This window comes from Nocardioides korecus, from assembly GCF_054778395.1.
In genome coordinates, this window is sequence record NZ_BAAGZO010000002.1 from 191,219 (window position 1) to 218,096 (window position 26,878).

General features: G+C 71.3%; 23 protein-coding genes. 18 read left to right on the forward strand and 5 right to left on the reverse strand.

The annotated features are described in order from the left end of the window. Nucleotides 1-14: 14 nt before the first annotated feature. From ACYVDA_RS04190 to ACYVDA_RS04230, 9 genes are all read left to right on the forward strand, one after another. A complete protein-coding gene (locus ACYVDA_RS04190) occupies nt 15-995 on the forward strand; it encodes a ribose-phosphate diphosphokinase (protein WP_460815201.1) in 981 nt (326 codons plus the stop codon). Nucleotides 996-1,221: 226 nt separating this feature from the next. Next, complete coding sequence (locus tag ACYVDA_RS04195; protein ID WP_460815203.1) at nt 1,222-1,935, forward strand: 50S ribosomal protein L25/general stress protein Ctc; 714 nt, start codon at nt 1,222-1,224, stop codon at nt 1,933-1,935. 9 nt (nt 1,936-1,944) lie between these two features. Further along, nucleotides 1,945-2,535, forward strand: a complete 591-nt coding sequence (pth, locus tag ACYVDA_RS04200; protein WP_460815205.1) for an aminoacyl-tRNA hydrolase — start codon at nt 1,945-1,947, stop codon at nt 2,533-2,535. A gap of 16 nt (nt 2,536-2,551) precedes the next feature. Further along, complete coding sequence (locus tag ACYVDA_RS04205; protein WP_460815207.1) at nt 2,552-3,343, forward strand: 3'(2'),5'-bisphosphate nucleotidase CysQ; 792 nt, start codon at nt 2,552-2,554, stop codon at nt 3,341-3,343. Between the two features lies 1 nt (nt 3,344). Further along, nucleotides 3,345-3,575: a hypothetical protein gene (locus ACYVDA_RS04210; protein ID WP_460815210.1), complete on the forward strand. Its 231-nt coding sequence runs from the start codon at nt 3,345-3,347 to the stop codon at nt 3,573-3,575. Further along, the gene (locus ACYVDA_RS04215; protein ID WP_460815213.1) at nt 3,575-3,982 is read left to right on the forward strand and encodes an HAD-IA family hydrolase; all 408 of its coding nucleotides are present in this window, start codon (nt 3,575-3,577) and stop codon (nt 3,980-3,982) included. The genes ACYVDA_RS04210 and ACYVDA_RS04215 overlap by 1 nt, the downstream gene beginning before the upstream one ends. Before the next feature lie 68 nt (nt 3,983-4,050). Next, nucleotides 4,051-4,878: an SCO6745 family protein gene (locus tag ACYVDA_RS04220; RefSeq protein ID WP_460816099.1), complete on the forward strand. Its 828-nt coding sequence runs from the start codon at nt 4,051-4,053 to the stop codon at nt 4,876-4,878. A gap of 265 nt (nt 4,879-5,143) precedes the next feature. Then, on the forward strand, nt 5,144-5,494 hold the full coding sequence (locus ACYVDA_RS04225) for a Rieske (2Fe-2S) protein (RefSeq protein ID WP_460815216.1): 351 nt from the start codon (nt 5,144-5,146) through the stop codon (nt 5,492-5,494). A gap of 110 nt (nt 5,495-5,604) precedes the next feature. After that, entirely contained in the window at nt 5,605-6,414 is an 810-nt protein-coding gene (locus ACYVDA_RS04230; RefSeq protein ID WP_460815219.1) for a hypothetical protein, read from the forward strand. Between the two features lie 96 nt (nt 6,415-6,510). Here the strand turns inward: ACYVDA_RS04230 and ACYVDA_RS04235 are convergent, their stop codons facing one another. Continuing rightward, nucleotides 6,511-7,371: a helix-turn-helix domain-containing protein gene (locus ACYVDA_RS04235; RefSeq protein ID WP_460816102.1), complete on the reverse strand. Its 861-nt coding sequence runs from the start codon at nt 7,369-7,371 to the stop codon at nt 6,511-6,513. Nucleotides 7,372-7,492: 121 nt separating this feature from the next. Between ACYVDA_RS04235 and ACYVDA_RS04240 the strand changes: the two genes are divergently transcribed. From ACYVDA_RS04240 to ACYVDA_RS04265, 6 genes are all read left to right on the forward strand, one after another. After that, the gene (locus ACYVDA_RS04240) at nt 7,493-8,191 is read left to right on the forward strand and encodes an SDR family NAD(P)-dependent oxidoreductase (protein WP_460815221.1); all 699 of its coding nucleotides are present in this window, start codon (nt 7,493-7,495) and stop codon (nt 8,189-8,191) included. Between the two features lie 61 nt (nt 8,192-8,252). Further along, complete coding sequence (gene ligD / locus ACYVDA_RS04245) at nt 8,253-9,209, forward strand: non-homologous end-joining DNA ligase (protein WP_460815223.1); 957 nt, start codon at nt 8,253-8,255, stop codon at nt 9,207-9,209. 48 nt (nt 9,210-9,257) lie between these two features. After that, a complete protein-coding gene (locus ACYVDA_RS04250) occupies nt 9,258-10,892 on the forward strand; it encodes a succinic semialdehyde dehydrogenase (RefSeq protein WP_460815225.1) in 1,635 nt (544 codons plus the stop codon). Then, a complete protein-coding gene (locus ACYVDA_RS04255) occupies nt 10,889-12,613 on the forward strand; it encodes a GMC family oxidoreductase N-terminal domain-containing protein (protein WP_460815227.1) in 1,725 nt (574 codons plus the stop codon). Before ACYVDA_RS04250 ends, ACYVDA_RS04255 begins: the two co-directional genes overlap by 4 nt. A gap of 404 nt (nt 12,614-13,017) precedes the next feature. Next, nucleotides 13,018-14,586 carry a glutamine-hydrolyzing GMP synthase gene (gene guaA / locus ACYVDA_RS04260; protein ID WP_460815229.1) on the forward strand — a complete coding sequence of 523 codons (1,569 nt, stop codon included), beginning with the start codon at nt 13,018-13,020 and terminating at the stop codon, nt 14,584-14,586. Between the two features lie 94 nt (nt 14,587-14,680). Beyond that, nucleotides 14,681-15,976, forward strand: a complete 1,296-nt coding sequence (locus ACYVDA_RS04265; RefSeq protein WP_460815231.1) for a cytochrome P450 — start codon at nt 14,681-14,683, stop codon at nt 15,974-15,976. A gap of 138 nt (nt 15,977-16,114) precedes the next feature. On the opposite strand, the gene ACYVDA_RS04270 is transcribed toward ACYVDA_RS04265, so the two are convergent. Beyond that, entirely contained in the window at nt 16,115-17,338 is a 1,224-nt protein-coding gene (locus ACYVDA_RS04270; protein WP_460815233.1) for an ROK family transcriptional regulator, read from the reverse strand. A gap of 186 nt (nt 17,339-17,524) precedes the next feature. On the opposite strand from ACYVDA_RS04270, the gene ACYVDA_RS04275 reads away from it, so the two are divergent. The 3 genes from ACYVDA_RS04275 to ACYVDA_RS04285 all read left to right on the forward strand — a co-directional run bounded on the left by ACYVDA_RS04275 (nt 17,525) and on the right by ACYVDA_RS04285 (nt 21,110). Beyond that, entirely contained in the window at nt 17,525-18,748 is a 1,224-nt protein-coding gene (locus ACYVDA_RS04275) for a sugar ABC transporter substrate-binding protein (protein WP_460815235.1), read from the forward strand. 128 nt (nt 18,749-18,876) lie between these two features. Beyond that, the gene (locus ACYVDA_RS04280; RefSeq protein ID WP_460815237.1) at nt 18,877-19,656 is read left to right on the forward strand and encodes an ATP-binding cassette domain-containing protein; all 780 of its coding nucleotides are present in this window, start codon (nt 18,877-18,879) and stop codon (nt 19,654-19,656) included. 8 nt (nt 19,657-19,664) lie between these two features. Next, nucleotides 19,665-21,110 carry a sugar ABC transporter permease gene (locus tag ACYVDA_RS04285; RefSeq protein ID WP_460815239.1) on the forward strand — a complete coding sequence of 482 codons (1,446 nt, stop codon included), beginning with the start codon at nt 19,665-19,667 and terminating at the stop codon, nt 21,108-21,110. A 69-nt stretch (nt 21,111-21,179) separates the two neighbouring features. Here ACYVDA_RS04285 and ACYVDA_RS04290 read toward each other — a convergent pair whose 3' ends face one another. The 3 genes from ACYVDA_RS04290 to ACYVDA_RS04300 are packed head-to-tail and all read right to left on the reverse strand — an operon-like array spanning nt 21,180 to nt 26,870. Further along, nucleotides 21,180-23,219, reverse strand: a complete 2,040-nt coding sequence (locus ACYVDA_RS04290) for a hypothetical protein (RefSeq protein WP_460815240.1) — start codon at nt 23,217-23,219, stop codon at nt 21,180-21,182. A gap of 23 nt (nt 23,220-23,242) precedes the next feature. Continuing rightward, a complete protein-coding gene (locus ACYVDA_RS04295; RefSeq protein ID WP_460815242.1) occupies nt 23,243-25,792 on the reverse strand; it encodes a bifunctional FO biosynthesis protein CofGH in 2,550 nt (849 codons plus the stop codon). 46 nt (nt 25,793-25,838) lie between these two features. Beyond that, nucleotides 25,839-26,870 (reverse strand): LLM class F420-dependent oxidoreductase, encoded by a 1,032-nt coding sequence (locus ACYVDA_RS04300; RefSeq protein WP_460815243.1) that lies wholly within the window; start codon nt 26,868-26,870, stop codon nt 25,839-25,841. Nucleotides 26,871-26,878: the final 8 nt, after the last annotated feature.

Below are 26,878 nucleotides of genomic sequence, written 5' to 3' on the forward strand. Positions count from 1 at the left end.
AGGAGTCCCCCAGCGTGAGCGGATTGAAGAAGACCACCGAGAAGAACCTGATGGTCTTCAGCGGCCGGGCCCACCCGGAGCTGGCCGAGGAGGTCGCCCGGCACCTGGGCACCGAGCTGGTGCCGACGTCGGCGTACGAGTTCGCCAACTCCGAGATCTACGTCCGCTACGAGGAGTCCGTCCGCGGCTCCGACGCCTTCGTGATCCAGAGCCACACGGCTCCGGTCAACGAGTGGATCATGGAGCACCTGATCATGGTCGACGCGCTCAAGCGCGCCTCGGCCAAGCGGATCACCGTGGTGATGCCGTTCTACGGCTACGGCCGCCAGGACAAGAAGCACCGCGGACGCGAGCCGATCTCGGCGCGGCTGATGGCCGACCTGTTCAAGACCGCGGGCGCCGACCGGCTGATCACCGTCGACCTGCACGCCGACCAGATCCAGGGCTTCTTCGACGGTCCCGTGGACCACCTGATGGCGCTGCCGATCCTGGCCGACTACGTCAAGGAGAAGTACGGCGACCAGCAGCTCGCCGTGGTCTCGCCCGACGCCGGCCGGATCAAGGTCGCCGAGCGCTGGTCGGCCCGCCTGGGCGGCGCGCCCCTGGCCTTCATCCACAAGACCCGTCGCGAGGACCGGCCCAACGAGACCGTGGCCAACCGCGTCGTGGGCCAGGTCACCGGACGGATCTGCGTCCTCACCGACGACATGATCGACACCGGCGGCACGATCGTGAAGGCCGCCGAGGCCCTGATGGCCGACGGTGCCGCGGGCGTGATCATCGCGGCCACCCACGCGATCCTCAGCGACCCGGCCATCGACCGGCTCAAGAACAGCCCGGCCACCGAGGTCATCGTCACCGACACCCTCCCGCTGCGCCCCGAGCACCAGTTCGACAAGCTCACCTGCCTCTCGATCGCCCCGCTGATCTCGCGGGCGATCAAGGAGGTCTTCGAGGACGGCTCGGTCACCTCGATGTTCGACGGCCACGCCTGATCCGAGGCGTCACCGCAGGACCGTCCCCGATTGGCACTCCGCCCCGGGACACGGGTAGGATCGCGCAGTTGCCTCGGCGAGGGAGAGACCTCCGTGATCGACGTGGCCGGACACCCGCAGGACGTGGGTGCCGGGCGCTCGAGCCCGGTGCAGGTCCTCGACCTCCGGCCCCGGGGCGACCACACGCGACGCAGTTGATCGACAACCCCCGAGGAGCATCCCCAGCATGTCCGAAGACCAGATCAAGGCCGAGACCCGCACCGAGTTCGGCAAGGGTGCCGCCCGCCGGATCCGCCGCGCCTCCAAGGTGCCCGCCGTGCTCTACGGCCACGGCAACGAGCCCGTGCACCTGACCCTGCCCGGTCACGACACGATGATGGCCCTCAAGCACGGCGGCGCCAACGCGCTGCTGCAGCTCGAGGTCGAGGGCGTGACCCGCCTCGCGCTGACCAAGCAGATCCAGGCCGACGCGATCAAGGGCTTCCTCGAGCACGTCGACTTCGTCGAGGTCAAGAAGGGTGAGCTCGTCACGGTCGACATCCCGATCCACGTCACCGGCGAGTCCAAGTCCGACGCCCTGACGGTGACCGAGCTCAACACCGTCTCCGTCGAGGCCGACGCCACCGCGATCCCCGAGTTCTTCGAGGTCTCCGTCGAGGACGCCGAGGTCGGCTTCCAGGTGTTCGCCAAGGACCTCGAGCTCCCCAAGGGCGCCACGATGCTCACCGACGAGGACCTGCTGGTCGTCAACGTGATCCACGCGCCCACCGCGGCCGAGGTCGACGCCGAGCTGGAGGAGGCCGAGGCCGAGGCCGGCATCGAGCGCGACGAGAGCGACGAGGAGGCCGCCGAGGCGGCGGCCACCGAGGGCAGCGAGTCCGAGGCTGCGGGCGAGGGGGACACCGTCCCCGAGACCGACGCGAACAACGGCCAGCGCTGATCCGCTGCGGTGGTCGATGACGTCTGGCTGGTCGTCGGCCTGGGGAACCCCGGGCCGACGTACGCCAACACCCGGCACAACATCGGCTACCTCGTGCTCGACGAGCTGGTCCGGCGACTGGGCGGCAGCTGGCGCTCCCACAAGAGCGGCCGCGCCGAGGTCGTCGAGGGCCGGCTGGGCGCGCCCGGCACCCCCGCCCCGCGGGTGGTGCTGGCGCGCCCGCGCTCGTTCATGAACGAGCTGGGTGGGCCGGTCAAGGCGCTGGCCACCTTCTACAAGGTCGACCCCGACCACGTGATCGCGGTGCACGACGAGCTCGACATCGCCTTCGGGACGCTGCGGGTGAAGTTCGGCGGCGGCGACAACGGCCACAACGGCCTGAAGTCGATGAGGTCCTCCCTCGGCACCGGCGACTTCTTCCGCGTGCGCGCCGGCATCGGCCGGCCCCCGGGTCGCCAGGACCCCGCCGACTTCGTGCTGGGGCCCTACTCCAAGGTCGAGCGCCACGAGCTGCCCTTCCAGGTCGACGCGTGCGCCGACGCGATCGAGTGCCTGATCACCCAGGGCCTCGACGCCACCCAGCAGAGGCACAACTCGTAGTCATTAGGCTGGGTCGGTGACCGACTTCGCCTCTGACCACGAGCTCGCCGCCTGGGCCGCCACCTCCGCCGGGGAGCTCCTCCTCGACGTACGCCGCCAGGGCCTCGTGGGCCGTGAGCTCAAGGACGCCGGCGACCTGGCCGCCCACGAGCACCTGATGAAGGTCATCGCCGAGCACCGCCCCGACGACGCGATCCTGTCGGAGGAGGAGTGGCGCGGCACCGAGTCCGAGCACGACCGGCGCACGGCCGACCGGGTGTGGATCATCGACCCGCTCGACGGGACGCGCGAGTTCTCCGAGCCCCCGCGCGACGACTGGGCCGTCCACGTGGCCCTGTGGGAGCGCGGCGCCGGTGACGGCTCGACAGGGGAGGGGGACCTGATCGCCGGTGCGGTCGCGCAGCCCGGCATCGGCCAGACGTTCGGCACGGGGGAGCCGCCCGTCGTACCTGCCTCCACGGCCGCCCGCCCCCGGATCGTGGTCAGCCGCACCCGCCCCCCGGCCTTCGTGCAGGCCTTCGCCGCCGAGGTCGACGCCGAGCTGGTCCCGATGGGCTCCGCCGGCGCCAAGGTGATGGCCGTGGTCCGCGACGTCGCCGACGCCTACATCCACGCCGGCGGACAGTACGAGTGGGACTCCGCCGCCCCGGTCGCCGTCGCCCGCGCCGCCGGCCTCTTCACCAGCCGGGTCGACGGCTCCCCGCTGCGCTACAACCAGGACGACGTCTCCCTGCCCGACCTGATTGTGTGCCGACCGGAGCTGTCGGACGCGATCCTGGACTACGTCGCCGAGCACGGCACCGACTGACGTGTCGACCCCGCGCGTCGAGGCCGTCCTGTGGGACGCCGACGGGGTGCTCCAGCACGATCCGCCGCCGTGGCCGGTCTTCTTCGCCGAGCCGCTGGGGGAGCGGGCCGGTCCGATCGGGGACGAGATCTTCGCCGACCTGCGACCGGCCCTGCTCGGCCAGCTCGACATGCGCGCCCGGGTGTGGCCTGCCACCTGGCGACCAACCAGGACGACTGGAGGGCGGCCGTGATGCGCGAGCAGATGGGGTACGCCGACCTCCTCGACCGCAGCTACTACTCCTGCGACCTCGGGCTGGCCAAGCCCGACCCGGCGTACTTCACGCACGTCCTGACGGACCTCGACCTCCCCGCCGACCGGGTGGCCTTCGTCGACGACCGGCTCCCGAACGTCGAGGGCGCCGCCTCGATCGGGATCCACGCCGTGCACTGGCACCACACCGACGGCCTCGGCGCGCTCACCGATCGCCTGGCATCGTGGCTCGTGCCCACCCTTGAACTAGTTCCCAGTCGTGTCGCCGGCCGTGATGAGGCGCCCCACTCCGCCGCGTTCCAGGCTGGGTGCGCGGAGACCGAGGATAGTGACGATGCGTTGACTTCGGTCCGCCTCACCGGTGGGTACGAGGAAGGCGATCCCTGAGGAAAGGAGCACGCCATGGAACGGGTCATCCCCACTGCGTGGAACACAGGCCACCCCTCGTGAGCGCCATGGGTTCGCTGGCTCGCAGGATGTTCGACCTTGTTGAGCCGATAGGAGCCATTCCCTACTCGGCTGAGGAACCCGACGAGGCGATGTTCGCCCTGGGGTTCACCAACTACTGGGACACCTACTTTGCCGGCCGCGCTGCCCCGCTTGGCAGCTCTGTGCCGGCAGGTGTCGTTCACGCGCTCTTCTACAATTTCGCCCCGGGTGAGGTGGCCCGCCACATCCCGAAAGTCTGGAGCACGACTACACCGGAGGCGGCGATCGCCGCCCGCCAGGAGGGCTGCGTCAAGGCGCTACGTCGCATCCTCGGCGACCTCGTCGACACACCGGAGTTCGCGCGAGCCGTCGAGCTGCTTACCAAGGCAGCGATCAGCGCCTCGCTCGACGGCCGGCCCATGTACGCCGCGCTGCGCGCGCTCCCTCGCCCTGAGGAGCCGATTGCCCGCCTCTTCCACTCCGCCTCGTTGCTACGCGAGCACCGCGGCGACGGGCACATCGCCGCCCTCATGTCGGAGGGCATCGACGGCCTGGAGGCCCACGTCCTTCTTGCCCTCGACATGGGGATGCTGGCTACGACGTTCGGTCGGATCCACCACCTCCCGTCCGCGCAACTGAAGCATCTGATCGACAAGATGAAGGATCGGGGACTCGTTGAGGACGAGGAGACGTTCACCCCCCTCGGCCGACAGGTCAAGGACCGCTTGGAGGCGTTGACCGACGAGCTCGCCGTCGCGCCGTACGAGATCCTCGAACCGGGCGAACGCGAAGAGCTGATCGCTGCTCTCGAACCTCTCGCCCGCCAGCTGCTGGCGGCACAGGACTTGGGCTGAGCCTCGGCCGAAGTACGCGGCTGCGTCGCCGGCGCTCGGCGGTCACGGCCTGGTGGTCCCCGTCCCCGCTCCGCCCAACTGAGTGGCACGCGATGCAGCCGACGACCGCATGCGCCGATTCGGCCGGCGACGGAAGTACGTCATAGCGCCGCCGCGACAATGTGCAGCTCGATCCAGATGGGGCGGAACCCAGCGCCCGCTGGCAGGTCCGCACTGACCCTCTCGTTCCTACTGGAGCTCGAGCTCCCAGGGTTAGGGTCACGGCATGGACAAGGAGTACGCGTTAGGACCTACCACCGGAATCCCCTCGGGCAAGGTCGTTGCGGCGGGGCCGTATGCCGCCGGAAACAACGACGGTGAGTACTTCGCGGTCAGCCGCAGGTGTCGACACCTCGGCGCGGACCTGGCGAACGGCAGCATCGATGCGGAAGGCTGCCTGGTCTGTCCGTGGCATCAGTCCACGTACGACGTTCACACGGGTCTGATGGTCCGTGGTCCGCAGGGGATATTCGCCAAGGTTCCGGGCCTCGGGTCGGCATTCAAAGCGCTTACCCGGGCCTTCCCGCTGCGCCGCGGCCACGTGACCGAACGCGCTGGCAATCTGTACGTCCGCTGACCTCGGCGGTTCTAGCCGCAGGCTTGCCCACATGGCGCCGGCTATCCCATTCGAGGAGCTGTAGCCCCTACGCAGGGGTCTCCCGGACGGTGGGCGTCGACTGCGAAGTCATGGCGCTCCCCGCGGCGATGTACGTGCGCCACACCAGCGGGAGTGCCAGCCGCTACTACGACGACCACGTCGAGTTCATGGACACCCGCACCTACCGCGTCACCCCGCGCCTGGCCAGCGGCCGCCTCCGAGAACCGGCGTTGCTGACCGTCTACGGCACCCGGATCTCGCTGCCGAGCAGCGCCGAGCGGATCCAGGTGGGGGAGAGCGCGTCGTTCACCGGTCGCCTGAGCCAGTCGTGGGACTACGTCGACTTCAAGGACGTGATGAAGGGGCCGGGCATCGAGGGGCAGCGCGTCCTGCTCTGCCGCCAGTCGAGCACCCACTTCGTCTTCGGCGCCTGCGATCTCATCGCCACCACCACGACCACCACCAACGGGGCCTTCACCTTCACCGTGCGCCCCGTCCAGAACAGCTACTACAGCGTGCGGGTGCCCGCTGGACCGACGCTCGTCGGCAACGTCGCGGACTTCAACAGCACCGCCTACGTGTCCCCGCAGACCGATCTGTCGGCACCCGCGAGCCAGGTCGCCGAGGCGCGCACCGGCGTCGTACGCCGTGGCTCGGTCATCCGCTTCTCCACCTCGCGGGCCCGGACCGGCTCGAACGGCACCGCCCGGCTGCAGCGACTGGACGGCCGCACCTGGCGGACGCTGGTCACCAAGCGGATCGCGACCAGCGGCCCCAGCCGGATGGCCATCCCCTACCGGGAGCGCACGGCCGGCGCCCACCAGTACCGCGTCACCAAGGCGCCCGACTCCCACCACGTCACCGGCTACAGCAAGGTGGTCCGGGTCCAGGTCAGGTGACGGCGGTGTCGTCCTCGGGCGGCCGCACGACCGTCACACGTCCGTCCTGGTCCGCACGCGAGTGCCACGGCCAGGGTGACCGCGAGCCTGTCGACGTCAGGGTGCCGACGTCACCGGCACGTGCTGGACGCCGGCGAGCAGCGCCAGGCGGAAGCGGCTCTCGTCCTCCGAACCGGGGGCCGCGGTCATGACGACGATCTTCAGGTCGTCCTCGCCGTCGGTGAGGGTGTCGCAGTCGACGGCGACGGGGCCGACGGTCGGGTGGTGGACGATCTTGCGGTCCTCGCGGTGGGCGCTGACCGTGCCCTCGGCCCACAGCTCGGCGAAGCGTGCGTTGCCGGCGAGCAGGCTGGTGACCACGTGGGCCAGGCGGGGGTCGTCGGGGAAGCGGCCCGTGGCGCGACGCAGGTCCGAGGCCACGGCGGCCTCGGTGCGGGCCTGGTCCTGGACCACGACCGGCCACTGGGCCACGGCCGGACCGTCCGCCGCGGTGGGGAAGATGCACCGGGCGAAGTTCCGCACCGGCAGCGGGACGACCGACGGGTCGCCGAGGAGCGCGGCCCAGCTGCGGTTCCACCAGATCAGCTGCCAGTCGGCGGCGAAGACCGCGATCGCGGCGTCTCCCAGTCGTGAGACCAGCCGGTGGACGCCGGGGGTGAGGTGGTCGGAGACCCGGCCGCTGCTGGGTGGGGCGAGCGAGGCCAACCGGAACAGGTGGTCACGCTCGGTGGTGCTCAGCTGCAGCGCCCGGGCCAGTGCGGTGGCGACCTGGGCCGAGGGGGTCGTGGCGCGCCCCTGCTCGAGCCGGACGACGTAGTCGACCGACACCCCCGCCAGCTCGGCCAGCTCCTCGCGTCGCAGCCCCGGCGTGCGCCGGCCGTGGCGCGGTGGCAGCCCCACCTCCGACGGCACGAGCCGGTCGCGCCACGCACGGATCGTGGGGCCGAGGGCATGCATGGTCGTCACCGGTCGATCATCCCTCGCGACGGGACGTCGTGGTGGTGACGAGGGTGGTACGGCGACTCCTACCGTCACCGCGTCCCTGGTGGGCCGCTGCTCGACCCGTGAGGATCGACCCATGACCACCACCTTCATCACCGGGGCCAACAAGGGCCTCGGCCTCGAGACCGCCCGCCGCCTCGCCGAGCTCGGCCACACCGTCGTCCTGGGCGCCCGCGACCGCGAGCGCGGCACCGCGGCCGCAGCCGACCTCGGCGTCCGCTTCGTCCAGATCGACGTCACCGACGAGGCGTCCGTGCGCGCCGCGGCCGCCGACGTCGAGGCCCACGAGGGCCACCTCGACGTGCTCGTGAACAACGCCGGCGTCGCCGGGACCCACGCCGACGCCTCCGAGCTGACCGGCGCCGACGTCCTCGAGGTCCTCGACGTCAACGTCGCGGGCGTCGTGCGCACCACGACGGCCTTCCTGCCCCTGCTGCGCCGGTCGAGCGACCCCGTCGTCGTCAACGTCAGCAGCGGGATGGGGTCCCTCGAGCACACCCACGACCCGTCCCGCCCCGAGTCCCACGTCGTCGCGCCGATCTACACCGCCTCCAAGGCGGCGCTCACCATGCTGACCACGCAGTACGCCAAGGCGTTCCCCGACGTCCGTGTCAACGCCGCCGACCCTGGCTACACGGCCACCGACCTCAACGCCCACAGCGGCCCGCAGACCCTCACCGAGGGCACCGACGCCGTCGTGACGCTGGCGACGGAGGGGCCGGGCCACGGCTCCGGACGCTTCGTGGACCGGCACGGCGAGATCTCCTGGGCCTGACCTGGCCGACCGGCCTCCTCCGCGTCGCTCCGTCGGTGGCGCCGGCCACTAGGTTGACCACATGGCATCCCCGGCGGTCGAGATCGAGGTCGACGACAAGGTCGTGCGGGTGTCCAACCCGGACCGGGTCTACTTCCCGGCGCGGGGCGAGACCAAGCTCGACCTGGTGCGGTACTACCTGTCCGTGGGCAACGGGATCGTCAACGCCCTGCGGGAGCGGCCCTGCATGCTGCACCGGTTCCCGACCGGGGTGGCGGGGGAGAAGGTGCACCAGAAGCGGCTGCCCAAGGGGGCGCCGCCGTGGATGGAGACCGTCCGGGTGCACTTCCCGCGCTGGAACCGCACGGCCGACGAGCTGTGCGTGACCGAGCTGGCGCAGGTGGTCTGGGCGGTGCAGATGAGCACCGTGGAGTTCCACCCCTGGAACAGCCGCCGCGCCGACGTCGAGAAGCCCGACGAGTGGCGCATCGACCTCGACCCCGGCCCGGACTGCCCCTGGGAGACCGTGCAGCGGGTGGCCCACGTCGCTCACGAGGTGCTCGACGAGCTGGGCGCCACCGGGTTCCCCAAGACCAGCGGCGGCAACGGCATGCACGTCTACGTCCGGATCGCGCCCGACCACTCCTTCACCGACGTACGCCGTGCGGCGCTGGCCTTCGCCCGCGAAGTGGAGCGCCGCTCCGACGAGGTGACCACGGCCTGGTGGCGCAAGGACCGCGACCCGGCCGACCTGTTCGTCGACTACAACCAGAACGCGCGCGACCACACCATCGCGGCGGCGTACAGCGTGCGCGGCAACCCGATCGGCACCGTCTCCACCCCCATCCGCTGGGACGAGGTCGACCGCGTGCGGCCCGACGACTTCACCATCGCCACCGTCCCCGAGCGGTACGCCGACCTCGGCGACCTGCACGCCGACATCGACGACCACGTGTTCGACATCAGCCCCCTGCTCGACTGGGCCGAGCGTGACGAGGAGGCGGGGGAGGCCCCGCCGGCCGACCCCGACGCCACTTGACAAGACGGCTCGTTGTGTCAAGTTACCCGCCGGTTTAGTGTGGCGGACATGTCTGCCCAGCCGGATCGTCAGCCCGACCGCACGCCCCGCCAGCCCGTCGCCGACGGCCCCGCAGATCCCGAGCACGACCCGACCGCGTCGTACGCCCTCGACCAGGGCTTCGTGCGCAGCCTGACCAACCGCGTCGTCTCGACGACCGGGAGGACCAAGGCGACCTTCTCCCCGATCTCGGGCCAGCCCCTCGCGCACGTCCCGCAGTCCTCGGAGGACGACGTCGAGAAGGCCTTCGCCCGCGCCCGCACGGCCCAGGTGGCGTGGGCCCGCACCAGCATCGAGGAGCGCCAGCGCCTGCTGCTGCGCCTGCACGACCTGGTGATGGAGCGCCAGGACGAGATCCTCGACCTGATCTGCTGGGAGTCCGGCAAGGCCCGCAAGCACGCCTACGACGAGCCGCTGCACATCGCGCTCACCGCGCGCTACTACGGCCGCACCGGTCGTCGCCACGTCGGCACCGAGCGCAAGAGCGGGGTCGTCCCCGGGCTGACCCGGGTCGAGCTCAACCACACCCCCAAGGGGGTCGTCGGCATCATCGCGCCGTGGAACTACCCGTTCACGATGGCGCTGTGCGACGGCCTGCCCGCCCTGCTCGCCGGCAACGCGGTGGTCACCAAGCCCGACGCCCAGACCATGCTCACCGCGCTGTACGGCGCGCAGCTGCTCGAGGAGGCCGGCTTCCCCGCCGGGCTGTGGAACGTCGTGGCCGGCCCGGGCCGTGAGCTCGGTACGCCGATCATCGACCGCTCCGACTACGTCTGCTTCACCGGCTCGACCGCCACGGGCCGGATCATCGCCCGCCAGTGCGCCGAGCGGCTGATCGGCTGCTCCCTGGAGCTCGGCGGCAAGAACCCGATGCTCGTCCTGGAGGACGCCGACCTCGACCGCGCCGCCGAGGGAGCCGTGCGGGCCAGCTTCTCCAACGCCGGCCAGCTCTGCGTCGCGATGGAGCGCCTGCTGGTCGCCGACTCGGTCTACGACCGCTTCAAGGCGCTGTTCGTCAAGCGCACCGAGGCGATGACCCTGCGTCCCGGCCTGGAGTGGGGCTCCGACATGGGGTCGCTGATCAGCCAGGACCAGCTCGACACCGTCGTGGCCCACGTCGACGACGCCGTCGCCAAGGGCGCCACCGTGCTCACCGGCGGCCGCGCGCGTCCGGACCTGGGGCCCTTCTTCTACGAGCCGACCATCCTCGAGGGCGTCACCTCGGAGATGACCTGCTTCGGCGACGAGACCTTCGGCCCGGTGATCTCGCTCTACCGCTTCGCCGACGAGGACGAGGCCGTCCGCGTCGCCAACGAGGGGGAGTACGGCCTCAACGCCGCGATCTACAGCCGCGACACCAAGCGGGCGCGCGAGCTGGCCCGCCGGGTCAAGTGCGGCACGGTGAACATCAACGAGGCCTTCGCCGCGACCTTCGCCAGCATCGACTCCCCGATGGGCGGCATGCGCACCTCCGGGATGGGCCGGCGCCAGGGTGCCGAGGGCGTGCTGCGCTACACCGAGAGCCAGTCCGTCGCGGTGCAGAAGCTGCTCCGCTTCGGACCCATGTTGGGTATGAATGACCAGACCTACGCACGGGTGATGAACGTCAACCTGCGGCTGCTGAAGAAGATGGGACGCGCATGAGCGGGCACGACGAGTTCGACTACGACGTACTGGTCATCGGGTCGGGCTTCGGTGGCTCGGTCACGGCCCTGCGGCTGACCGAGAAGGGCTACAAGGTCGGCGTGATCGAGGCCGGCGCCCGCTTCGAGGACGAGGACTTCGCCAAGAACTCCTTCGAGATCAAGAAGTTCCTCTACCGCCCCGAGATCGGCTGCTACGGCATCCAGCGCATCGACGCGGTCCGCGACTCCCTGATCCTGGCCGGTGCCGGGGTCGGCGGCGGGTCGCTGGTCTACGCCAACACGCTCTACGAGCCCCTCGAGCAGTTCTACCGCGACCCGCAGTGGGCCGACATCACCGACTGGAAGTCCGAGCTCGCGCCGTACTACGACCAGGCCAAGCGGATGCTCGGCGTCGTCGAGAACCCGCTGCGCACCCCGGCCGACGACGTGATGGAGAAGGTCGCCAGCGAGATGGGCGTGGCCGACACCTTCCACCCCACCCCGGTCGGCGTCTTCTTCGGCGGCCCGGAGAACTCCATGGGCGAGGAGGTCGCCGACCCCTACTTCGGCGGCGAGGGCCCCGCGCGGCGTACGTGCGTGGCGTGCGGTGACTGCATGGTCGGCTGCAACTACAACGCCAAGAACACCCTGGTGAAGAACTACCTCTACCTCGCGGAGAAGAACGGCGCGAAGGTGATGCCGCTCTCGACCGTGACCCGCGTCAGCCAGCGCGAGGGTGGTGGGTACGACGTCCGGATCCGCTACACCAAGGCCAAGCGGGCGACCGCCGCGTCGACCCGCACGCTGTCGGCCGAGCAGGTCGTCTTCGCCGCCGCCGCGATCGGCACCCAGAAGCTGCTGCACAAGATGAAGGCCGAGGGGCACCTGCCCAAGCTCTCGGACCGCCTGGGCCACCTCTCGCGCACCAACTCCGAGTCGATCCTCGGCGCGATCGCGCCGGACACCTCGATCGACTACAGCTACGGGGTGGCGATCACCTCCTCGTTCCACCCCGACGAGGACACCCACGTCGAGCCCTGCCGCTACGGCCGGGGCAGCAACGCGATGGCGCTGATGCAGACCGTCCTGACCGACGGCGACGTGCCGGGCCGCCGCTGGAAGACCTGGCTCAAGGAGCTGTGGGTCCAGCGCAAGAACATCCGGTCGCTCTACGACGTCAAGCACTGGTCCGAGCGCACCGTGGTCGCCCTGGTGATGCAGACGCTGGACAACTCGATCACCGTCTACCCCAAGAAGGTGCCGGGCACGAACAAGTACCGCCTGACCTCCAGGCAGGGCCACGGCAAGCCCAACCCGACGTGGATCCCGGTGGCCAACACGGTCGTGCGCAAGATGGCCACGATCATGGGCGGCACCGCCGGCGGCTCCATCGGCGAGCCGTTCGACATGCCCATGACCGCCCACTTCATCGGCGGCTGCACGATCGGTGAGTCGAAGCGCACCGGCGTCGTCGACCCCTACCAGCGCGTCTACGGCTACGACGGCATGCACATCGCCGACGGCTCGGCGATCACCGCCAACCTCGGGGTCAACCCGTCGCTGACGATCACCGCCCAGGCCGAGCGTGCGATGGCGTTCTGGCCCAACAAGGGCGAGGCCGACCCGCGCCCGGCGGTCGAGGCGGCGTACGAGCGGATCGCGCCGGTCGAGCCCCGCAACCCCGTCGTCCCGCCCAGCGCGTACGGCGCCCTGCGGCTCCCGATCGTGGGCGTCAGCTAGGGGCTCCAGCGCGGCCTGGCAGTTTCCCAGGTGATGAACCCATGTTGCCTCTGTGCACACCAGATCTGGTGTGTGGAGAGGGAGTGTGGGTTCATCACCTGGGAAACCGGCCCCGGCCCCGGCCAGCCCGACCACCCGCGGAAGACCCCGGACACAGCTCCAGGGCCCGACCGGGGAGGGAGGGTGGCCGGGCCCTGGGCGCGGCCCGCGTCGCGAGCCTGGCTGGAACCGGCCAGGGAGGGAGGTCGTGCGCCGGATCCGAATCGCACAACGAGGCCACCTGACGGGGGTCACGCCCGGCCCGAGGAAATCTCACGGGCTGTTCTCTGGCAGACTCGGCGGCTCAGCGGGGCCCGCTCCACCACCCGCCGTACCCGCCTCGCCACCCGTCGAAAGGGTCACCCGTGACCGACCACGACCTCGTCCTCGTCGTCGACTTCGGCGCCCAGTACGCCCAGCTGATCGCGCGGCGCGTCCGCGAGGCCAAGGTGTACTCCGAGATCGTGCCGCACACCATGCCGGTGGAGCAGATGCTCGAGCGCCGGCCCGCGGCGATCATCCTCTCCGGCGGACCATCCTCGGTCTACGCCCCGGGCGCACCCCGGGTCGACGAGGACCTCTTCACGGCCGGCGTCCCCGTCTTCGGGATGTGCTACGGCTTCCAGGCGATGGCTGCCGCGCTCGGCGGCGAGGTCGCCCGCACGGGCGTCTCGGAGTACGGCCGCACCCCCGTCACGGTCACCACCCCCGGCACCCTGCTCGCCGACGTCCCGGCCGCCCACCGCGTGTGGATGTCGCACGGCGACTCCGTGCGCGAGGCGCCGACGGGCTTCACGGTGCTGGCCTCGACCACGGCGACCCCGGTCGCGGCCTTCGAGGACGTGCAGCGCCGCCTGGCCGGCGTGCAGTGGCACCCCGAGGTGATGCACACCGAGCACGGGCAGACGGTGCTCGAGCACTTCCTGATCGAGATCGCCGGCTGCCGCCCGACGTGGACCATGGTCAACATCGTCGAGGAGCAGATCGAGAAGATCCGCGCCCAGATCGGCGACCGCGGCCAGGCCATCTGCGGGCTGTCCGGCGGCGTCGACTCCGCCGTGGCCGCCGCCGTGGTGCAGCGCGCCATCGGCGACCGCCTGACCTGCGTGTACGTCGACCACGGCCTGATGCGCAAGGGCGAGACCGAGCAGGTCGAGCGCGACTTCGTCGCCGCGACCGGGGTCGACCTGGTCGTCGTGGACGCCGAGAAGCAGTTCCTCGACGCCCTCGCCGGGGTCACCGACCCCGAGGAGAAGCGCAAGGTCATCGGCCGCGAGTTCATCCGGGTCTTCGAGGCCGCCGAGGCCGACGTCCTCGGCAGCGCGGCCGCCTCCGGTGACACGGTCGCCTTCCTCGTGCAGGGCACGCTCTACCCCGACGTCGTCGAGTCCGGCGGGGGAGCGGGCACCTCGACGATCAAGTCCCACCACAACGTCGGCGGCCTGCCCGACGACCTCGAGTTCGAGCTGGTCGAGCCCCTGCGCACGCTGTTCAAGGACGAGGTCCGCCTGGTCGGCGAGCAGCTCGGCCTCCCCGCCGACATCGTCTGGCGCCAGCCCTTCCCCGGGCCCGGCCTGGGCATCCGGATCATCGGCGAGGTCACCCGCGAGCGCCTCGACGTGCTGCGCGAGGCCGACGCCATCGCCCGCGAGGAGCTGACGCGCGCCGGTCTGGACCGCGACATCTGGCAGATGCCGGTGGTGCTCCTGGCCGACGTGCGCTCCGTCGGCGTCCAGGGCGACGGCCGCACCTACGGCCACCCGGTCGTCCTGCGGCCGGTGACCTCGGAGGACGCGATGACCGCCGACTGGGCGCGCCTGCCGTACGACGTCATGGAGACGATCTCGACCCGGATCACCAACGAGGTCCGCGAGATCAACCGCGTCACGGTCGACATCACGAGCAAGCCGCCGGGCACCATCGAGTGGGAGTGATCGACCTCTCCGGTCCACCGCGGGGTGTCCGTCGTGCAGTTGTCAGGTTGTCTTCTTAAACTGTTCGCGCATCCCGAGCGGAACGAGGACGTCAGTGAGCGTGGTCAGCACCGTCAAGCGCGTCGTGCGCCAGCGCGTGATCGCGCGCACCGGTGGCATCGACCTGACCAAGCTCGACAAGGTGCCCCCCTCCCTGTCGTGGCCGCTGCACCGCGAGGTGATGGCGCCGAGCCGTCGGCTCCAGGACTCCCGCGACGAGGCCCCCGTACGCCGCCACGCCAGACTGCTCGGTCTCGAGATCTGGCTGGTCACCGGTGACGCCGAGTCGCGTGAGGTGCTCAGCGACACCACAACGTACTCCACCGACATCCGGCCCTACATGGGCAAGAGCGGGTCGACCACCGACGGCGACATCGGCGGCCTCGGCTTCACCGACCCGCCCGACCACACCCGGCTGCGCCGCCTGCTGACCCCCGAGTTCACGATGCGGCGCCTCGCGCGGCTGCGGCCCACCATCCAGGCCATCGTCGACCAGCAGGTCGAGGAGGTGGCCCGCCTCGGCGCGTCCGGGGGCGTCGTCGACCTGGTGCCGACCTTCGCCTTCCCGATCCCGTTCCTGGTGATCTGCGAGCTGCTCGGCCTGCCGGACGAGAAGCGCGAGACCTTCGCCTCCCTGGCCACCGCGCGCTTCGACGTCACCCTCGGCGGCCAGGGCACGGTCGGTGCCATCGGCGGCTCGCGGGAGTTCCTGCTGGCCGAGGCCGCGCGGCAGCGCCTGGACCCCGGGCCCGGCCTGATCGGGCAGCTGATCCGCGAGCACGGCGACGAGATCACCGACTTCGAGCTCGGCGGCCTCGCCGACGGCGTCTTCACCGGCGGGCTGGAGACCAGCGCCTCGATGATCGCCCTGGGCACCGCCCACCTGCTCGACGACCGCGACCTGTGGAAGCACGTCGCCGCCGAGCCCGACCAGATCGGTCCGGTGGTCGACGAGTTGCTGCGCCTGCTCTCGGTCGTCCAGGTGGCCTTCCCCCGCTTCGCCAAGACCGACGTCGTCGTCGCCGGTCACCACATTCCGCAGGGCTCGGTCGTGCTCTGCTCGCTCCCGGCCGCCAACCGCGACCCGCGCGCCGGACGCGCCGACGGTCTCGACCTCGACCGTGCCTCGGCCGGTGCCGCCCACGGGTCGCACGGGTCCCACCTGGCCTTCGGCTACGGCTTCCACCGCTGCATCGGGGCCGAGCTGGCCCGGATGGAGCTCACCATGGCCTACCCGACGCTGGCGGCGCGCTTCCCCGAGATGCGGCTGGCCCAGGCCGTCGAGGACCTGCCCTACCGCCCGTTGAGCATCGTCTACGGCGTCGACTCGGTGCCCGTGCACCTGGGCTGAGCCCGCCGGACGAGCCCCCTCGGGCGCCGGATGAGCCTCCTCGGGCGCCAGATGAGCCTCCTCGGGCGCCGGACGAGCCTCCTCGCGCGCCAGGTGAGCCCCCTGGGCCGCCAGGTGAGCCTCCTCGGCTCGGGGCGGTCAGCCGGCGTCGGGGACCAGGTCGGTCGCGTCGACGGCCAGCAGGAGGCCGCCCAGCATCGAGGCCCGGTCGCCGAGCTGGGCGACCTTGATGGGCGTCGAGGCGGCGCCGGCGAGCACGTGGCGGCGCAGGCCCACCCGCACCGACTCCAGCAGCATCTCACCGGCGTGGCTCATGTCGCCGCCGACGGCGATCACGCCGGGGTTGAGCAGGTTGGTGATCGTGGCCAGGCCCCAGCCCAGGTGCAGCCCGGCGTCCTCGAAGACGCGGCGGGCCGAGACGTCGCCCCGGTGGGCGGCCCGGATGACGTCGTCGATCACGGGCTCGGGCGCGGGGGAGCCGTCCGGGCCCGGACGGCGCATCTGGCCGGCCATCATCGCCAGCGCCGAGCCGGTGGCGGCGTACGCCTCCAGGCAGCCGCGGCTGCCGCACCGGCACAGCGGACCCTGCTCGTCGAAGGTGAGGTGGCCGATCTCGCCGGCGGTGCCGTGGGCGCCGCGGAAGATCCGGTGGTCCAGGATCAGCCCGGCCCCGACGCCGGAGGAGACCTTGACGAAGACGACGTTGGCGTGGCCGCGGCCGACGCCCAGCCGGTGCTCGCCCAGGGCGCCGAGGTTGGCGTCGTTGTCGACCACCACCGGGGCGCCCAGGCGCGTCTGGACGATCTCGCGGGCGTTGACGCCGACCCAGGCCGGCATGATCGCCGAGGACATCACGATGCCGTCGGAGATGGGGCAGGGGAGTCCCACCCCGAGGTTGCGCAGGTCCGAGCGGCGTACGCCGGACTCGGTGAGCAGGGCCTCGAGCAGCTCCGAGGCGCGCCCGAGCCCCTCGTCCACGGAGTACGCCGGCGGCAGCTGGCGGCTGCGCTCGCCGAGCACGCCACCGCGCATGTCGCCCAGCGCGACGCCCACGTGGCTGTGGCCGAAGTCGACCGAGCCCACGACTCCGGCGCCTCGCGAGAGACGCACGGTCGTGCCGCGTCGTCCGGCCCCGGCCACGGTGGACAGGACCTCCGCGGCGGCGAGCTCGCGCACGATCGAGGAGACGGTGCCGGCGGCGAGCCCGGTCTCGCGGGCGATCTCCGACTGGGTCGTGGTGCCGGAGCGCTGGACCACGTCGAGGACGCGCCGCTGGTTGGCGGTGCGCAGCGAGGACGTGGAGCCGGGGGAGCCTGCGGCGTCACGTGAGCCCGCGGCGGTCCCGGGCTTGGTGGCCGACATGGCGACACCATGAAGGACATGCGAGGTTGTCGTCAAGTAGTGAGCACAAAAGTGGCAGGTCTAGTTCGTTATCGACTCGTAGCGTTCGACTCTTGACCGCAACCGCGTGACGCAGCACACTGCGGTGCATGAGTCTCGCCCCGCCGCGCGGTGGCCAGAGCTAACCCACTCACAGGAGGAACCACCGTGCCATCACTTTTCCGTCGCGCATCCGTCACCGGGATCGCCGTGACCCTCGGGGTCGCGGCCCTGGCCGGCTGTGGCAGCAGCGGCTCCAGCAGCAGCAGCAAGTCCGACAGCGGCTCGGGCTCCGGCGCCGCCAAGCTGACGGCTGCCTGCAAGCTGACCAACCCCCCGAAGAGCGCCGCCAAGGCCCCCTCGACCAACACCTCGAGCGCCAAGGCGAGCGGCAAGGTCGGCGTGATCCTCCCCGACACGACGTCCTCGACGCGCTACACCCTCTACGACAAGCCCCTGCTCCAGAAGGCCCTCTCGAGCGCCGGCGTCACCGCCGACATCCAGAACGCCCAGGGTGACAAGAACAAGTTCGCCTCGATCGCCCAGAACATGATCGGCGAGGGCGTGAAGGTCCTGATCATCGACTCGATCGACGCCGCCTCCGGCGCCGGTGTCGAGAAGCAGGCCGCTGCGGCCGGCGTCAAGGTCATCGACTACGACCGCGTGAACCTCGGCGGCTCGGCCGGGTACTACGTCTCCTTCGACAACGAGGACGTCGGCAAGCTGCAGGCCCAGACCCTGGTCGACTGCCTGGACGCCCAGAAGGTCTCCAAGCCGAAGATCATCATGATGGACGGCGGCACCGACGTCGACAACAACGCGGTGCTGTTCAAGAAGGGCGCCCACGAGGTGCTCGACCCGCTGGTCAAGGCCGGCAAGCTCTCCATCGAGCAGGAGGCCGTCGTCAAGGGCTGGAACGTCCAGAACGCCGCTCCCGCCTTCAGCCAGGCGCTGACCGCCTCGGGCGGCGACGTCCAGGGCGTGCTGGCCGCCAACGACGACATCGCCAACGCCGTCATCGGCGTCCTGAAGAACCAGGGCCTCGACGGCCACGTCGTCGTGACCGGTCAGGACTCGGGCGTCGAGGGTCTGCAGAACATCATCAACGGCAAGCAGAGCATGACGGTCTTCAAGGACGTCAAGCTCGAGGCCACCGCGGCGGCCCAGCTGGCCATCGCGCTGATCGGCGGCAAGGACGCCTCCTCCGCCGGCCTCACCCTGTCGTCGTTCGCCGACCCGCAGGCCTCCGGCCACAAGATCCAGGCGCTGCTCCTGCCCGCCCAGGTCATCACCCAGGCCAACGTCAAGGACGTCGTCGACGCCGGCGCGCTGACCAAGGCCGAGCTGTGCAAGGGCATCACCTCCGCCTGCGCCAAGGTCGGCCTCAACTGACCGGCTCGCACCTGCCACACCTGCACCACCAGCAGCACTGATCCACCTGTGACCACGGCCGGGCGCGCGCGTCGCGCCCGGCCGTGGTCCGGCCCTCCCGCACCCCCTCACGACCCGGACGGTGAACCGTGCCCGAACCCATCCTCGAGATCTCGAAGCTGAACAAGAGCTTCGGCCCCGTGCACGTGCTGCACGACGTGGACCTCAATGTCTACCCCGGCGAGGTGACGGCGTTGGTGGGCGACAACGGCGCCGGCAAGTCCACGCTGGTCAAGTGCATCGCCGGCATCAACGGCATCGACTCCGGCACCGTGAAGTTCGAGGGCAAGGAGGTCTCGCTCAACGACCCGCGCGACGCCACCGCCCTCGGCATCGAGTTCGTCTACCAGGACCTCGCGCTGGCCGACAACCTCGACATCACCCAGAACATGTTCCTCGGGCGCGAGATCAAGCGCGGCGGCACCTTCCTGGTCGACGGGGAGATGGAGCGCCAGGCCCGCGAGACGCTCAAGTCGCTCTCGGTCCGCACCGTCTCCTCGGTCCGCCAGCTCGTCGCCAGCCTCTCCGGTGGCCAGCGCCAGACCGTGGCGATCGCCAAGGCCGTGCTGTGGAACAGCAAGATCGTCGTCCTGGACGAGCCCACCGCCGCCCTGGGTGTCGCCCAGACCCGCCAGGTCCTCGACCTCGTGCGCCGGCTGGCCGACCAGGGCCGCGGCGTGGTCCTGATCTCGCACAACATGAACGACGTCATGGAGGTCGCCGACCGCGTGGCGGCCCTCTACCTCGGGCGGGTGGCCGCCGAGGTCAAGACCAAGGACACCTCCACCACCCAGATCGTCGAGCTGATCACGGCCGGTCGCAGCGGCGACCTGGGCCTGGCCGCCTCGACCGCGAACCAGAGCATCTGAGGACCACGATGAGCACCCCACCCGACATCACCCCCGGCACCACCAACGTGGACGCCGGCGCCCTGCCCGCGAGCGACCGGGCCAGCTCCTTCTCCCTCGACGTGGAGGAGCGCTCGATCCCGCAGGCCTTCAAGGACTGGACGATCAAGATCCGCACCGGTGACCCGGGCGCGCTGCCCTCGGTCCTCGGCCTGGTGGTCCTGGCCCTGATCTTCATGCAGGTCTCCGACCGGTTCCTCTCGAAGTTCAACATCGGCAACATCCCCGGCCAGGGCGCCTACATCGCGATCATCGCGCTGGGCCTGGTCTTCGTCCTGCTGCTCGGCGAGATCGACCTCTCGGCCGGCACCGCCGGTGGCACCTGCGCGGCGATCGCCGCGGTGGGCGTGATGTCGAAGGACCTGCACAAGGGGCTGCCGAGCCTCCTCTACTGGGCCCTGATCGTGGGCATGGTCGCCTGCATCGCACTCGCGATCTGGCTCAAGACCTACACCGCCGCGGTCTTCATCGCGGTCGGCATCGTGCTGATCCTGGTCAACGCCACCCAGACCCTGGTGCCGGCCCTGATCGCGGCCATCTGCATCGGCGTGGCCATCGGCGTCTTCAACGGCTGGCTCGTCGCCAAGGTCGGCATCCCCAGCTTCGTGGTCACCCTGGCGCTGTTCCTGGCCTGGCAGGGCGTGCTGCAGTTCGCCCTCAACGGCCAGCCGGTGAACACCTCCAACTACGCGCTGTGGCACGACCTGACCTACGGCAACCTCACCCCGCTGTGGAGCTGGATCTTCGTGATCGTCACGGTGGGCGGCTACCTCGCCTACACGCTGTGGGCCTCGCTGTCGGCCAAGAAGGCCCAGCTCGCCCGCGACTCGGTCAGCCTGGTGCTCCTGCGCGGCGGCGTGATCGCCGTGGTCGCGGTGGTCATCACGATCCTGGCCAGCTCCAACCGCAACACCAACCCGTTCCGGGTCATCGACGGCATCCCGGTGCCGGCGGCGCTGGCCATCGTGCTGATGATCGGCTGCACCATCGCGCTGACCAAGACCACCTGGGGCCGTCACCTCTACGCGACCGGCGGCAACATCGAGGCCGCGCGTCGTGCCGGCATCGACGTGGTCCGGATGAAGGTCAACGCCTTCACCCTCTGCTCGGCCTTCGGCGCCCTGGGCGGCATCCTGCTGGCCTCGTCGCAGTCCTCGGCCTCGCTGGACCTCGGCTCGGGCAACGTGCTGCTGTTCTCGGTCGCCGCGGCGGTCATCGGCGGCACCTCGCTGTTCGGTGGTCGCGGCAAGCCGCGCGACGCCATCATCGGCGCGCTCGTGATCGCGATCATCCCCAACGGCCTGGGCCTGCGCCCGAGCCTGGGAGCGCAGTGGCAGCAGGTCATCACCGGCGTCGTGCTGCTGCTGGCGGCCGCCGTGGACGCGATCTCGCGTCGCCGGGCCGCTCGCCGCTGACCTCACCTGCTCCGCACCGACAGGGACCTCGCCCACCGGGCGGGGTCCCTGCGGCGTTCGCGCGGAAGATCAGGGGGCGAGGTCGCGGTAGGCCTGCGCCAGCACACCGGCGCCGGCCTTGACCCGCTCGGTGGAGACGACCCGGTTCCACGTCGGCCAGGTGAGGTCGAGGTGCTCGGGCTGGCCGTCGACGACCAGGTCGAGGCCGATACCGGGGATCGTCACCATCCGGGCCGGGGTGCCCTCGCCGAGCGCGGTGCGGGACGACGGGTCGGCCATGCCGAGCATGCTCCACGGGATCCGCACGCGCACGGTGTCGTGCGCCTCGTCGACGTCCCAGGTCGCGCGGGAGTCGTAGCCCTTGGCCGTAGGGTCCCAGCTGCCGCGGCGCAGCCGGCCGATGTCGGCGTACTCCGCCGGGTGGCCGCGCTGGGCGCGGTTTGTGATCAGCTCGAACAGGTGCCAGGGCGCGGCCGCGTCGGGGCGGTACGGCGTCTGGTCGGTGTCGAGCCGCATCGGGTCCAGGGCGCGGCGCACCTCCCACGTGGCCGCGCCCGTGCCGCGGTCGAGGGCGAGCCGGTAGTCGGCCTTCTCGGCGCCCGGGACCACGTCGGCCTCGGCCGTCAGCGTGGTGGGGGTCGCGGTCCGGCCGGTGACCTCGAGGTGGACGTAGGAGTAGTCGGCCCAGGCGTAGAGGTACTTGGTCGCGCCGGTGGTCGGCAGCTTCTCGGCCGCGGCATCGGGCACCTGCGGGGTGTCGGTCGCGGTGATGCCGAACCACTGCTCGTTGGTCAGCGGGTCGTGCCACAGCTGGCGCCGAGCCGGGTCCTGGTGCTCCATGGTGTTCCAGGTGCGCTTGAACCACTCGTCGGCCCAGGAGAAGACGAAGCCGCCGCCGAGGCCGATCGACTGCATCATCCGCATCATCGAGGCGTCCATCGCCATCGCCTCCTGCTCGGAGTGGGCGCCTTGCCCGCGACCGTTGGTGCCGGCGTGGGCGGTCCCCAGCGAGGCCGGCACGCCGAACTCGCTGACGACGAGCGGCATGTGGGCGGCGAAGTGGCGCTGGAGCGAGAGCAGGTAGCCGGCGTACCGGTCCGAGCGGCCCTGCCAGCGCGCCTTGTCCAGGCCGGGCTCGTAGCGCTGGAAGTCGGGGTAGTAGGGGTAGGCGTGGAAGCTGGCGAAGGTGCCACCGGGCCAGGCGCGGGTCGGCAGGACGTGGTTGGCGTCGACCGAGACCAGGTCTTCCTGACGCAGGGGCTCGGTGGGGTGGTGCAGCGGGTCGGCCGTGGGCCAGTTGGCGAACGCCACCGGGACCGAGGTGCCGCGGGCGGCCTCCAGGGTCGCGAGGTGGTCCACGTGCCGGGCGATCCAGCGCTCGGTGGCGGTGGCGCCCGGGGTGGCGCGGAAGTAGCGACCCGGCGTGTACGCCGCCCGCCGCATCACCCGGTCGGTCCGGAGCGTGCCCTCGGGGTCCCACTCCACGCCGATGATCCACGAGGCCACCCACCGCGACACGTCGGTGCGGTAGGTGCCTCCGGCCCGGCCGGGGACCTGCGGGCGGGTCAGGTCGCCGTGGACGGCCGCCGAGACGTCGGAGATCTCGTCGGTGAACGCCCGGTCGACCGCGGGGGTGTAAAGCGTGTGCCCGGGGGTGTTGTAGTCCTCGTCGGGCAGGTAGACGCCCTGCACCAGGTAGAGCGGGTCGCGGGCGTGGGCGGTGTTCCACCGGTCGAGCTCGTCGTAGAACCCGGGGGAGAGGAGCGTGTAGATCCGGACGACCCGGATGCCGAGGTCGTGCATCTGGCCGAACCAGGTGCGGTACTGCGAGGCCGGGATGGACCCGACCTCGCCGGGCTGGTGGCCCGGGACCGAGCTGCCGAGGTTGATCCCGGGCAGGAAGGTCTTGTCACCGGACGCGGTGTGGAGGCGCAGGCCGCGGGCGTCGGACTGCGCGAGGACCCGCAGACCGCCCACCGTGCGGGCCGCTGGAGCCCAGTCGGTCGAGCGGGGCCCGGAGGCGTCCTGGTGGGAGCCGCACCCGGCCGCTGCGCCCACGAGGGCGACCGTCACTCCCAGGGCCGCGGCCCGCTGTTTCCATCCTCGCACTCAGCGAGGATATGTCCCTTTCGTCAGTCTCGTAATGCTTTCGGGCGGACGCCGGCGTACGTCGTCGACCGCTGCACGACCGGGCGGTCGATGCCCGCGCCGATCTCCTCCAGCTCGGCCACGGTCTTGGCCGAGCCGTGCTCGGAGCCCGCCATCCGGGAGATGGTCTCCTCCATCAGGGTGCCGCCGACGTCGTTGGCGCCGGCGCGCAGCATCGCGCGGGTGCCCTCGACGCCGAGCTTGACCCAGGACGTCTGGATGTTGTCGATGCGCCCGTGCAGCATGATCCGGCCCATCGCGTGCACGGCCAGGTTGTCGCGCAGCGTCGGACCCGGCCGGGCCACCCCGGCGAGGTAGATCGGCGCGGAGGTGTGCACGAACGGCAGCGGCACGAACTCGGTGAAGCGCGCGGCACCGTGCTCGAGCGCCCGGTCCTGGATGCCGGCCAGCACGCGCAGGTGCGTCACCCAGTGGCGCGGGTTGTCGACGTGGCCGTACATCATCGTGCTGGTGGTCGGGATGCCCACGCGGTGGGCGGTGGAGATGACCTCGACCCAGGTGCGGGTGGGCAGCTTGCCCTTGGTCAGCACCCAGCGGACGTCGTCGTCGAGGATCTCCGCGGCCGTGCCGGGGATCGAGCCGAGCCCGGACTCGCGCGCCTGCACCAGGAAGTCCTCGATCGAGAGACCCGTGCGCGCGGTGCCGTTGACGATCTCCATGGGGGAGAAGGCGTGCACGTGCATGTCGGGGACGCGGGCGCGGACGGCCGCGGCCAGGTCGAAGTACGCCGTGCCGGGCAGCTCGGGGTCGATCCCGCCCTGCATGCAGACCTCGGTGGCGCCCAGACCCCACGCCTCCTCGGCCCGGTCGGCGACCTGGTCGAGCGAGAGGGAGTAGGCGTCGGCGTCGGTGCGCCGCTGGGCGAAGGCGCAGAAGCGGCAGCCGACGTAGCAGACGTTGGTGAAGTTGATGTTGCGGTTCACCACGTAGGTGACGTCGTCGCCGACGGTCTCGCGGCGCAGGTCGTCGGCAAGCCGGCAGACCTGGTCGAGCAGGTCGCCCTCGGCGGTCATCAACCGCAGCGCGTGCTCGTCGGAGAGGTGGCCGGGGTCGCGCTCGGCGGCGCGCAGGGCGGCCAGCCCGTCGCTGTCGGCGCGGCCCGAGACGCCGGTGCGGGCGGCGTCGGCGGCGACCTCGTCCCAGTCGCCGTAGACGTCGGCGAAGTCGGAGCGGCGGTCCTCGGTGCGGCCCTCGGTGTCGACCTCGGCGTGCAGGTCGACGCGGCCGACGCTGGCGAACCCGCCGTCCGGCTCCTGCCACGGCAGGCCGGTGGGGCGGGCGCCTCCGGAGGTGATCTCGGGGCGCAGGAAGCCGTCGTCGTCGGCCAGGGCGGAGACGTGCCCGCTGACGCGCGGGTCGATCCACGGCTCGCCGGCCAGGGCGTACGCCGGGTGGACGGTCAGGCGCGCCCGCAGCTCGAAACCCGCCGCGGCGGTGACCTGGCGGAGACGGTCGAGCGAGGGCCAGGGGCGCTCGGGGTTGACGTGGTCGGGCGTCAGCGGCGAGACGCCGCCCCAGTCGTCGACGCCGGCGGCGAGCAGCAGGCGGCACTCGTCGAGATCGACCAGGTTGGGCGGGGCCTGGAGGCGGACCTTGGGGCCGAGCACGATCCGGGAGACGGCCAGCGCGGCGGCGTACTCCTCCAGGGCGAGGTCGTCGGTGTGGCGCATCGCGGTGTCGGGCTTGGCGCGGAAGTTCTGGACGATGACCTCCTGCACGTGCCCGAACTGCCGGGCGACGCGGCGCAGCGCGAAGATCGACTCCGCGCGCTCGGTGAGGTCCTCGCCGATGCCGATCAGCAGACCGGTGGTGAACGGGATCGAGAGCCGGCCCGCGTCCTCCAGCACGCGCAGGCGCACGTCGGGGTCCTTGTCGGGGGAGCCGTGGTGGGCCTCGCCGCGGGTCTCGAACAGCCGGCGCGACGTGGTCTCCAGCATCATCCCCATCGAGGGGGAGACCGGCTTGAGGCGGTTCATCTCCTCCCACGTCATCACGCCGGGGTTGAGGTGGGGCAGCAGCCCGGTCTCCTCCAGCACCCGCACGGCCATCGCCCGCACGTAGGCCAGCGTGGAGTCGTAACCCTGCTCGTCGAGCCACGCCTGCGCCTCGGGCCAGCGGTCCTCGGGGCGGTCGCCGAGGGTGAACAGCGCCTCGGCGCAGCCCAACTCGGCGCCCTGGCGGGCGATCTCGAGGATCTCGTCGGGGGAGAGGTACGCCGACCGGCCCTCTCGCGCCGCCTGGCCCGGGGTCTCCACGAAGGTGCAGTAGTGGCAGCGGTCGCGGCACAGCTTGGTGACCGGGATGAACACCTTGGGGGAGTAGGTCACCACGCCGGGTCGCCCGGCGGCCTCCAGCCCGGCGTCGCGGACCCGGCCCGCGATCGCGGTCAGCCGGGCCAGGTCGTCGCCGGTCGCGGCCAGGAGGACGGTCGCCTCGGCCACGTCGAGCGCGGCCCCCCGCTCGGCACGGGCCAGGGCGCGACGGACCTGCTGCGGCGTGGGGGAGGGGGTCACCCCCCCTACGCTAACGAGGGGGCCGACAGCCACGTCCGGCGCCTGCTCAGGCCAGCCACTCCTTGAGCTGGCGCACGACGCCCGCGGGGTCCTCGGAGGCCGGCGTCACCTGGAGGTTGGTCACGCCGGACTCGCGGAACGCCTCGATGCGCTCGCGGACGTAGGACGCCGGGCCGACCAGGTTGACCTGCTCGAGGAGCTCGAGGGGGACGGCCGCCTCCGCCTCCTTCTTCTTGCCGTCGAGGTAGAGGTCCTGGATCTGCTTGGCCTCCGCCTCGTAGCCGTAGTCGCAGGCCAGCTGGTTGTAGAAGTTCTTCCCGCGTGCGCCCATGCCGCCGATGTAGAGCGCGAACTGCGGGCGGGCCAGGTCGAGCATCCCCTTCACGTCGTCGCCGATCGCGACCATGCCGCCGGCCACGACCTCGAGCGGCGCCAGGCCCTCCTCGCGCTGAGCGGTCCCGGCGGCGAGCGCGTCGCCCCAGACCTTGCTCGAGCCCTCGGGGGAGTAGAGGAAGGGCAGCCAGCCGTCGGCGTACGTCGCGGCGCCCTCGACGGACTTCGGGCCGAGCCCGGCGATGTAGATCGGCACGCTCGAGCGCTCGGGGCGGGTCAGCATCTTCAGCGGCTTGCCCAGACCGGTGCCCTGGTCGGGGGGCAGCGGCAGGGTGATCGACGTCCCGGCGTACTCCACGACCTCGCGGCGGATCGCGGCCCGCACGACGTCGATGACCTCCTTGGTGCGCCCGATCGGCTTGGAGTACGGCATCCCGTGCCAGCCCTCGATCACCTGCGGGCCGCTGGCGCCGAGCCCGAGGATCGCGCGGCCGCCCGAGACGTTGTCGAGCCCGGCGGCGGTCTGCGCCAGCAGCGCGGGCGTGCGGGAGTAGACGTTGAGGATCGCCGCCCCGATCTCCACCCGCTCGGTGCGCGCGGCGAGGTAGCCCATCAGCGTGGGGGAGTCGAAGCCGTAGGCCTCGGCCACCCACACCGTGTCGAGCCCGGCCTCCTCCAGCCGCGCCACCTCGTCGGCGGCGTCGCGCGGGTTGCCGGAGTAGTTCAGCATCGTCGAGATCTTCATGACCGTGA

Coding starts and splice junctions, on each gene's coding strand:
- ACYVDA_RS04255 (WP_460815227.1), top strand. CDS start 10,889: ATGAGCGGGCACGACGAGTTCGACTACGACGTACTGGTCATCGGGTCG.
- ACYVDA_RS04285 (WP_460815239.1), top strand. CDS start 19,665: ATGAGCACCCCACCCGACATCACCCCCGGCACCACCAACGTGGACGCC.
- ACYVDA_RS04220 (WP_460816099.1), top strand. CDS start 4,051: ATGGGTTCGCTGGCTCGCAGGATGTTCGACCTTGTTGAGCCGATAGGA.
- ACYVDA_RS04240 (WP_460815221.1), top strand. CDS start 7,493: ATGACCACCACCTTCATCACCGGGGCCAACAAGGGCCTCGGCCTCGAG.
- ACYVDA_RS04225 (WP_460815216.1), top strand. CDS start 5,144: ATGGACAAGGAGTACGCGTTAGGACCTACCACCGGAATCCCCTCGGGC.
- ACYVDA_RS04195 (WP_460815203.1), top strand. CDS start 1,222: ATGTCCGAAGACCAGATCAAGGCCGAGACCCGCACCGAGTTCGGCAAG.
- ACYVDA_RS04235 (WP_460816102.1), bottom strand. CDS start 7,371: ATGCATGCCCTCGGCCCCACGATCCGTGCGTGGCGCGACCGGCTCGTG.
- ACYVDA_RS04250 (WP_460815225.1), top strand. CDS start 9,258: ATGTCTGCCCAGCCGGATCGTCAGCCCGACCGCACGCCCCGCCAGCCC.
- ACYVDA_RS04300 (WP_460815243.1), bottom strand. CDS start 26,870: ATGAAGATCTCGACGATGCTGAACTACTCCGGCAACCCGCGCGACGCC.
- ACYVDA_RS04215 (WP_460815213.1), top strand. CDS start 3,575: ATGCGCGAGCAGATGGGGTACGCCGACCTCCTCGACCGCAGCTACTAC.
- ligD (WP_460815223.1), top strand. CDS start 8,253: ATGGCATCCCCGGCGGTCGAGATCGAGGTCGACGACAAGGTCGTGCGG.
- ACYVDA_RS04270 (WP_460815233.1), bottom strand. CDS start 17,338: ATGTCGGCCACCAAGCCCGGGACCGCCGCGGGCTCACGTGACGCCGCA.
- ACYVDA_RS04230 (WP_460815219.1), top strand. CDS start 5,605: ATGGCGCTCCCCGCGGCGATGTACGTGCGCCACACCAGCGGGAGTGCC.